The sequence below is a fragment of the Flavobacteriales bacterium genome (assembly GCA_016700415.1).
Lineage (GTDB): Bacteria > Bacteroidota > Bacteroidia > Flavobacteriales_F > PHOS-HE28 > PHOS-HE28.
The window spans coordinates 3,843,380-3,851,287 of record CP065018.1 but is presented as its reverse complement, the minus strand read 5'-3'; the positions used below and the strand labels follow the sequence as shown (position 1 = coordinate 3,851,287).

The following is a 7,908-nucleotide window of genomic DNA, read 5'->3' as shown; positions in this document are numbered from 1 at the left end:
TGCGCCTCTCCGCATTGGAGGAGCATGCGGTGATCGCGCAAGCTTCCTCCTGATCGAGGCCGCGCATGCCGTGGCATCACCGATCGTCCGCCGCAGCGCCACCTTGGGCGGCAGCCTGCTCTGTGAGAACCGCTGCTCCTTCTACAACCAGAGCGAATGGTGGCGCGATGCCGTGGGCAATTGCCTGAAGTGCGACGGCGACGTCTGCATCGCCACGGGCGGACGCAAGGCCTGCTTCTCCAAGCTCGCCAGCGACACCGCACCCGTGCTGATCGCCATGGAAGCCCAACTGGAAGTGGTCACTGCCGAAGGGATACAGACCATCCCGTTGGAAAGCATCTACACCGGCGACGGCGTGGACCCGCGCAACCTGCCACCCACCGCATTGATCCGGGAAAGTGCGGATCGTGCTCGGCGCCGTGGACCCCAAGCCCATCATCGTCGACGCGCAACGCAGCGACGACCAAGCCGCGCTCATCACCAAGGCCGTGAAGAAGGCGCATCATCGACAACGATCCGTATCCACGGCTTTACAGGAAAGAAATGATCACCGTGTTCTTGGAACGCAGCTTCGAGGAACTGGACACCCATTGAACAAAACCAAAACCGGCACGACCATGCACAACACGATCCGATCCCTCTATGACGAACACGAAATGATCGTCGAGGCCACCGAAGTGGCCAAGGACGCTGCAGCCCTCATCGGCACCGACGACGCCCGCTACGCAAGCACCGTGAAGCACCTGATGGACTTCTTCCGCACCTATGCCGACGGATACCACCACCACAAGGAGGAGGAGGTGCTCTTCCCCCTGATGCTGGAGAGCAACGAGCTGCTCGGCGACGGCGTGCTGAAGGAGATGCTGGAGAACCACGCCGATTTCCGGGAGATGCTCGACGCCATCACAAAAGACCTCGACGCAGGCCGACTGCCCGAAGTGCGCGACGGGTTGGCACAATACAGCGAAGCCCTGCTGGATCACATCGCCGTGGAGAACGACGAGGTCTTCCACATGGCCATGACCCTGCTGGACGACAACCTGCTCGACCGCATCGGCTTCCAGTTCGAGGACCACGACCGCGAGACCGGGGCGGAAAGGAAGGAGGAGCTGGCGGAGATGGTGAGGGGGCTGAGGAAGGAATTGGCGGTGTGAGGGGTAGGCTGGGCGGCTGTTGGCCGGTTGTCCTGAGCGGGGCCGAAGGGTGGGCTTTGGGCTTTTAGGCTTTTAAGCGCATTGGGCTCTGGCTTCTTCAGGCTTTTGGCCTGTTGGCTTCTTGGTGCGTTCAGGTCTCAGGCGCATTCGGCTTCTTGGGTGCATTAGGCTTTCGGCCTCTTGGTGTTCAAGGTGCATTCGACCTTCGTCGTCTTCAGGCTTCTTCGGCCCCTTGGCGGCTTTAGCCTTAGTCCGTTCTCATGCTTTGTGGAATTGGGTACTTTGAGCCGCGAAAAGTCCACCAAGGCTAGTTAGATGTCCAATCCCTTCTTCGACCACCCTATCCTTAATTCCCCATACGAGCGCCCTCGCCGACACTGGGAGTTGGATAAAACAGGACAGCCAACTCAGCAGACCATCGATATCAGACGGAAGGCGGAGTTCATTACGCCAATTCCGAAGTCGAAGAAGCAAAGGGCCAAGGCCAAGCAGGAGGAGATGCTCTTTGACGAGGGCAAGCACCTCACCACCAAAGAGCAGCAGTACGACCCGACCTCCATCATCAACGAGCTGCGCGGGCATGTGGAAACTTGGAGACAATTGCCATACGGCTCCTGGCAGGTTACTCCGGAGACTGCTCGACTGCTCCAGCATTGGCGGCATTACAACTTCAGTGATGTGCGTCCTTTCTTCTGTCAAGTTGAAGCGATCGAGACCTTGATCTGGCTTACGGAGGTAGCGCCACAGAGCAAAGCGGGCAAGCGCTTCCTTGAATGGCTGGATGCTGCCAATAAGGAGGCCAATCCGGACTTGGCGCGGATCGCCTTGAAGCTGGCCACGGGTGCAGGCAAGACCACGGTGATGGCCATGATCATCGCATGGCAAACGATCAATGCCGTCCGCAGGCCGAACAGCAAGCATTTCACACGCGGCTTTCTGGTGGTCGCACCGGGGCTTACGATCAAGGACCGCCTGCGCGTGTTGCAGCCGAATGACCCCGATAGCTATTACGGCAAGCGGGAGTTGGTGCCCACGGACATGATGGAGGACCTGGGCAAAGCCAAGATCGTGATCACGAACTATCACGCCTTCAAGTTGCGGGAACGCCTTGAACTGAGTTCAGGTGGGCGCGCCTTGTTGCAAGGTCGAGGACCCGATCTGAACACAAAGGAGAGTGAAGGCCAGATGCTTCAACGGGTGATGCCGGACCTGATGGGCCTGAAGAACGTCATGGTCCTGAATGACGAGGCGCACCATTGCTACAGGGAGAAACCCGCCGATGATTCAGACTTCACCGATGACAATGGAGAACCCTTGACCGGTGCGGACCTGAAGGAGGCCAAGGCACACGCGAAGAGGGAGAATGAAGCAGCACGCATGTGGATCTCCGGCTTGGAGATGGTGGAGCGGAAGCTCGGCATTGCGCGGGTTGTTGACCTTTCCGCTACGCCGTTCTTTCTAAGAGGATCGGGATATCGGGAAGGCACCTTGTTCCACTGGACCATGAGCGATTTCTCGCTGATGGACGCTATCGAATGCGGTATCGTGAAGTTGCCGCGTGTTCCGGTTGCGGACAACATTCCGGGACAAGAGATGCCCATGTTCCGCAACCTCTGGGAAAACATCCGCAAGGGCCCGAGAGGCTTGCCGAAAAAGAAGCGAGGCGAAAAGGAACTCGACCCACTTAGCTTGCCTCCCCTGCTGCAAACCGCATTGGCCGCGCTCTATGGGCACTACGAGAAAACCTTTGACCTATGGAAGAAGGAAGGTATCCGGGTGCCACCATGCTTTATCGTGGTGTGCCAGAATACCGCCATTTCTAAACTTGTGTACGACTATATCTCCGGCTTTGTCAGAACGAATGAGGATGGCAGTGGAACACCAGTACCCGGAAGGTTGGAGCTGTTCAGAAACTTCGATGAGCATGGCAACCCCATGCCACGGCCGAACACCTTGCTCATCGACAGTGTCCAGTTGGAGTCTGGGGACGCATTGGACGACAACTTCCGGAATATGGCCGCGGATGAGATCGCACGCTTCAAGTATGATATCATCGAGCGCACGAATGATTATCGTGCGGCTGAGAACCTCACCGATCAGGCAATTCTGCGCGAGGTAATGAACACCGTTGGGCGGGAAAACAAATTGGGCGGACAAATTCGTTGTGTGGTCTCTGTTTCCATGCTAACCGAGGGATGGGATGCGAACACAGTTACACACGTGCTCGGTGTCCGTGCCTTTGGCACCCAGCTGCTCTGTGAGCAGGTGATAGGAAGGGCACTCCGCAGACAGAGCTATGAGTTGAACGAGGAGGGCTTGTTCAATGTGGAATATGCCGACATTCTCGGTATCCCGTTCGACTTTACAGCGAAGCCCGTCATCGCGACGCCAAAGCCCCCGCGCGAGACCATCCATGTGCAAGCGGTCCGGCCGGACCGTGATGCACTGGAGATCCAGTTCCCCCGCGTGGAAGGGTATCGCGTGGAACTGCCCGAGGAACGGTTGATCGCGGAGTTCGATGAAGACTCAATACTCACCCTTTCACCAGAGTTGGTTGGCCCGGCGATAGTCACGAATTCTGGCATCATCGGTGCTCTAACGGAACTGAATTTGAAGCACACTGGCGATGTGCGCCCGTCACAAGTGCTTTACGAACTGACTTCTCACTTGGTGCTCACCAAGTGGCGCGATACAGGCAAAGAGGTGAAGTACCACCTGTTCGGGCAGTTGAAGCGCATTGCGAAGCAATGGATGGATAATTACCTCGTGTGCCAAGGCGGTACGTATCCGGCACAATTGGCCTACAAGGTCCTGGCTGATATGGCCTGTGACAAGATCACTGCGGGGATCACATTGGCATTCGCCGACGAACGCCCGGTGAAGGCTGTCTTGGATCCGTACAATCCCACAGGCAGTACGCGGCATGTCAATTTCCGCACCTCGAAGGACCTGCGGTGGGAGACCGATGCACGCCGCTGCCATGTGAACTGGGCCGTGCTGGACAGCGGATGGGAAGGCGAGTTCTGCCGCATCGCGGAGAACCATCCGAAGGTGGTGGCCTATGTGAAGAACCAGAACCTCGGATTGGAAGTGCCCTACCTCTTCCAAGGGGAAGCGCGGAAATACATCCCGGATTACATCGTGCTCGTGGATGATGGTCGTGGGCCGGAAGACCTCCTGCATCTGGTGGTGGAAGTGAAAGGCTACCGGCGCGAGGATGCCAAGGAGAAGGCCAAGACCATGAACGCCTATTGGATCCCCGGGGTGAACAACAACGGCACCTATGGCCGTTGGGCCTTCGCGGAATTCAAGGAGATCTTTGAGATGGAGGCCGACTTCGCGGCGAAGGTGGAGGAGCAGTTCAAGTCGATGGTGGATAGAGCTGGACAGGATGAACAGGAGTGACAGGATTAAGCTTGCTTCGGACAGGATGAACAGGATGTACAGGATCAAGCTTGTAGTAAATGGGATGAAGGTGAATATAGAATGGGAGCATGGAGCATGAAGAGCTGACGGAACGCGTTATTGGTTGTGCCATGGTGGTGCAGACCGCATTGGGTCCTGGGTTCTTGGAATCCGTGTACCAGAATGCGTTAGCGCATGAGCTGCGGAAGGCTGGCCTCGCGGTGGAATGTGAGCGCAGGATCCAAGTGCGCTATGATGATTTGGTCGTTGGGGATTTCATTGCGGATATGTGGGTGGAGGAAGTCATTCTGATCGCGAACAAGGCCGTGCAAGCGCTGAACACGGCCCATGAAGTGCAACTGGTGAACTACCTGACGGCAACGGGTATCGAGGTGGGCTTGCTGCTCAACTTCGGTGCCGAACGCTTACAGGTAAAACGTAAGCATCGAACCTATAGAGCGAAGCAGGAAAGAGACGAACAGGACGGTCAGGATGATATCGTACAGCCAAACACCATCCTGTAGCTCCTGTCCATCCTGTCAAAAGAAACCATGGCAAAGAAGAAAGCGACCTCAACAGCCGACAAGGCCGTGGAGACCCTCCAGCACAAAGAGGCCAAGCGGAAGAACATCCCCACGGCCGAGTACGACAGCGTGCTGAAGGATGCCGACAAGAACCCTGTGCAGGTGGCCTATGAGCGCCGCAACCGGGATCTGGACCCACAGCTCGTATGGCGTGGAAAGGATGAACAGGACTGGAGCGATCTAGTGGTGCAAGCGCCACCGCTCTACATCCAAGAGAAGGTGCATCCGAAGGTGCTGATCAACGATCTGTTGCGTGAGACCAAAGCGCGCAAGGAGGAAAGCGACCCGAGCGCACCTGATCTTTTCAGCGACTTCAATGGCCTGCCCAAGGAAGCCGACAAGACCGAGTTCTACCAGCACGACCAGAACTGGACCAACCGGATGATCCTTGGCGATAGCCTGCACGTGATGGCCAGCTTGGCAGAGCGTGAAGGGCTGCGCGGTAAGGTGCAGTGCATCTATCTCGATCCGCCGTATGGGATCAAGTTCAACAGTAACTTCCAGTGGAGCACCACTACGCGCGATGTGAAGGAGAAGAAGGAGCACATCACGAGAGAGCCCGAAATGGTCAAGGCCTTTCGCGATACATGGCGCGATGGCATTCACAGTTTTCTTACCTACTTGCGCGACCGACTTACCGTAGCTCGCGATCTACTGGCTGATTCAGGTTCCATTTTTGTACAAATCGGCGATGAGAACGTCCATCGAGTTCGAGCGGTCATGGATGAGGTGTTTGGTGAGGACAACTTTATTGGACTAATCACCTTTAAGAAAACGCACTATCAAGAAAGCGATTACACCTCGAACATCGCTGACTACTTGCTGCTGTACGCGAAGCGAAAGCCAGACCTGAAATTCAGGAAGGCATGGAAAGCAGCGAAGCTCTTGGACGTTGACTATTCAAAGTACACAAAGGCCTGGAATAAGGATGGTGAAATAGAATCCATTCCTAAGGAATGGAGGGATGCACCCGAACTGATTCCTGATGGATGGCGTCCATTCCGGGATGACATCACGCTAACCCAAGATGGTGGCGGTGAATCGGAGAACAAGCCATGGAATGCCTTTGGGAACGATTTCCTACCCGGCCTCGGTCGCCATTGGCGCACCCATCATCCACTTGGCCTTCAGAGACTGTACTTCGCTGGTCGTGTCAAGCCCGGAATCAAACGCCCCTATTACGTTGAGGGCTTTGATGACTCTCCATCTGTGAATACACAAAACATCTGGACCGAAGGACTTGCTGGTGCCCAGCACAAAGTGTATGTGGTTCAAACAAATTTGAGGGTTGTACAAGCTTGTATACTTATGGCAACCGACCCAGGTGATCTGGTGCTTGACCCGACATGCGGTTCAGGCACCACTTCTACGGTCGCAGAGCAATGGGGCCGCCGCTGGATCACGATTGATACCTCACGCGTCGCATTGGCTCTTGCTCGTGCCAGGATTATGGGCGCCAGATACCCTTTTTACCTGCTGGCTGATTCACGGGAAGGCCAGTTGAAGGAAGCCGAGGTTGGTCAAACAGCACCGAGCACACAACCTGCGCGCGGAAACATCCGACACGGCTTCGTTTATGAGCGGGTGCCGCATATCACGTTGAAGTCCATCGCTAACAACGCCGAGATCGATGTGATCTGGGAGAAGTGGCAGGTGGCATTGGAGCCGCTACGGACCAAGATTAACGCAGCGCTGAAGAAGAAGTGGGAGGAATGGGAGATCCCGCGTGAGGCTGAGGAGAAATTAGATGCAGCAACCAAGAAGCTGCATACCGAATGGTGGAAGGCACGCATCGCACGGCAGCAGGAGATGGATGCCAGCATCGCCGCTAAGGCTGAATATGAATACCTCTTCGACAAGCCCTACGAGGATAAGAAGACCGTGCGCGTAGCCGGACCCTTCACCGTGGAGAGCATGAGCCCGCACCGCATGCTGGCCGTGGGCGCCGATGATGAATTGATCGACAGCCTCGCCGATGCCCAGTTGGGCTATGGGAAGAGCCAGGACTTCGGGCAGATGATCTTGGAGAACCTGCGCTTAGCTGGCGTGCAACAAGCACACAAGGAGGACAGGATCACCTTTACCTCATTGAAGCCGTGGCCCGGCGAACTGGTCTGTGCCGAAGGCTTCTATATGGAAGGAAGCAAGGAGCGCCGCGCGGCCATCTTCATCGGTCCGGAGTTCGGCACGGTGCAACGTGCCGATCTGGTGGAAGCCGCCCGGGAAGCCGCCGATGCAGGCTTCGACATGCTTATCGCTTGCGCATTCAATTACGAGGCCCACACCACCGAATTTGAAAAGCTCGGTAAGGTCCCCGTGCTCAAGGCGCGCATGAACGCCGACCTCCACATGGCGGCAGACCTGAAGAGCACCGGAAAGGGCAACCTCTTCGTGGTCTTCGGCGAGCCGGACATCGACATCCTGCAGAAGGACGGCAAGTACCAAGTGCATGTAAAAGGCGTGGACGTGTTCCACCCCAGCACAGGCAAAGTGGAAAGCTCCGGCGCGGACGGCATCGCCTGCTGGTTCATTGACACGGACTACGACAACGAAAGCTTCTTCGTCCGCCACGCATATTTCCTCGGCGCGAACGACCCATACAAGTCACTCAAGACAACGCTCAAAGCGGAGATTGACCGCGAGGCCTGGGAGTCGCTCCACAGCGATACCTCACGGCCCTTCGACAAACCAGCCAGAGGCCGCATCGCCGTGAAGGTGATCAACCACTTGGGGGATGAGGTGATGAAGGTGTTTAAAGTGTGAGG

General features: G+C 56.5%; 5 protein-coding genes. All 5 read left to right on the top strand.

Going from position 1 to position 7,908, the window contains the following annotated elements; translation table 11 throughout:
- Positions 1 to 70: 70 nt before the first annotated feature.
- Positions 71 to 547, top strand: coding sequence for an FAD binding domain-containing protein (locus IPP95_16090; protein ID QQS72654.1), 477 nt, complete (start codon positions 71 to 73; stop codon positions 545 to 547).
- Between the two features lie 43 nt (positions 548 to 590).
- Positions 591 to 1,154 (top strand): hemerythrin domain-containing protein, encoded by a 564-nt coding sequence (locus IPP95_16085; GenBank protein QQS72653.1) that lies wholly within the window; start codon positions 591 to 593, stop codon positions 1,152 to 1,154.
- A 315-nt stretch (positions 1,155 to 1,469) separates the two neighbouring features.
- Positions 1,470 to 4,559 (top strand): DEAD/DEAH box helicase family protein, encoded by a 3,090-nt coding sequence (locus IPP95_16080; protein ID QQS72652.1) that lies wholly within the window; start codon positions 1,470 to 1,472, stop codon positions 4,557 to 4,559.
- Positions 4,560 to 4,648: 89 nt separating this feature from the next.
- Positions 4,649 to 5,083: a GxxExxY protein gene (locus IPP95_16075; protein ID QQS72651.1), complete on the top strand. Its 435-nt coding sequence runs from the start codon at positions 4,649 to 4,651 to the stop codon at positions 5,081 to 5,083.
- A gap of 27 nt (positions 5,084 to 5,110) precedes the next feature.
- Positions 5,111 to 7,906, top strand: coding sequence for a site-specific DNA-methyltransferase (locus IPP95_16070; GenBank protein ID QQS72650.1), 2,796 nt, complete (start codon positions 5,111 to 5,113; stop codon positions 7,904 to 7,906).
- Positions 7,907 to 7,908 lie beyond the last annotated feature (2 nt).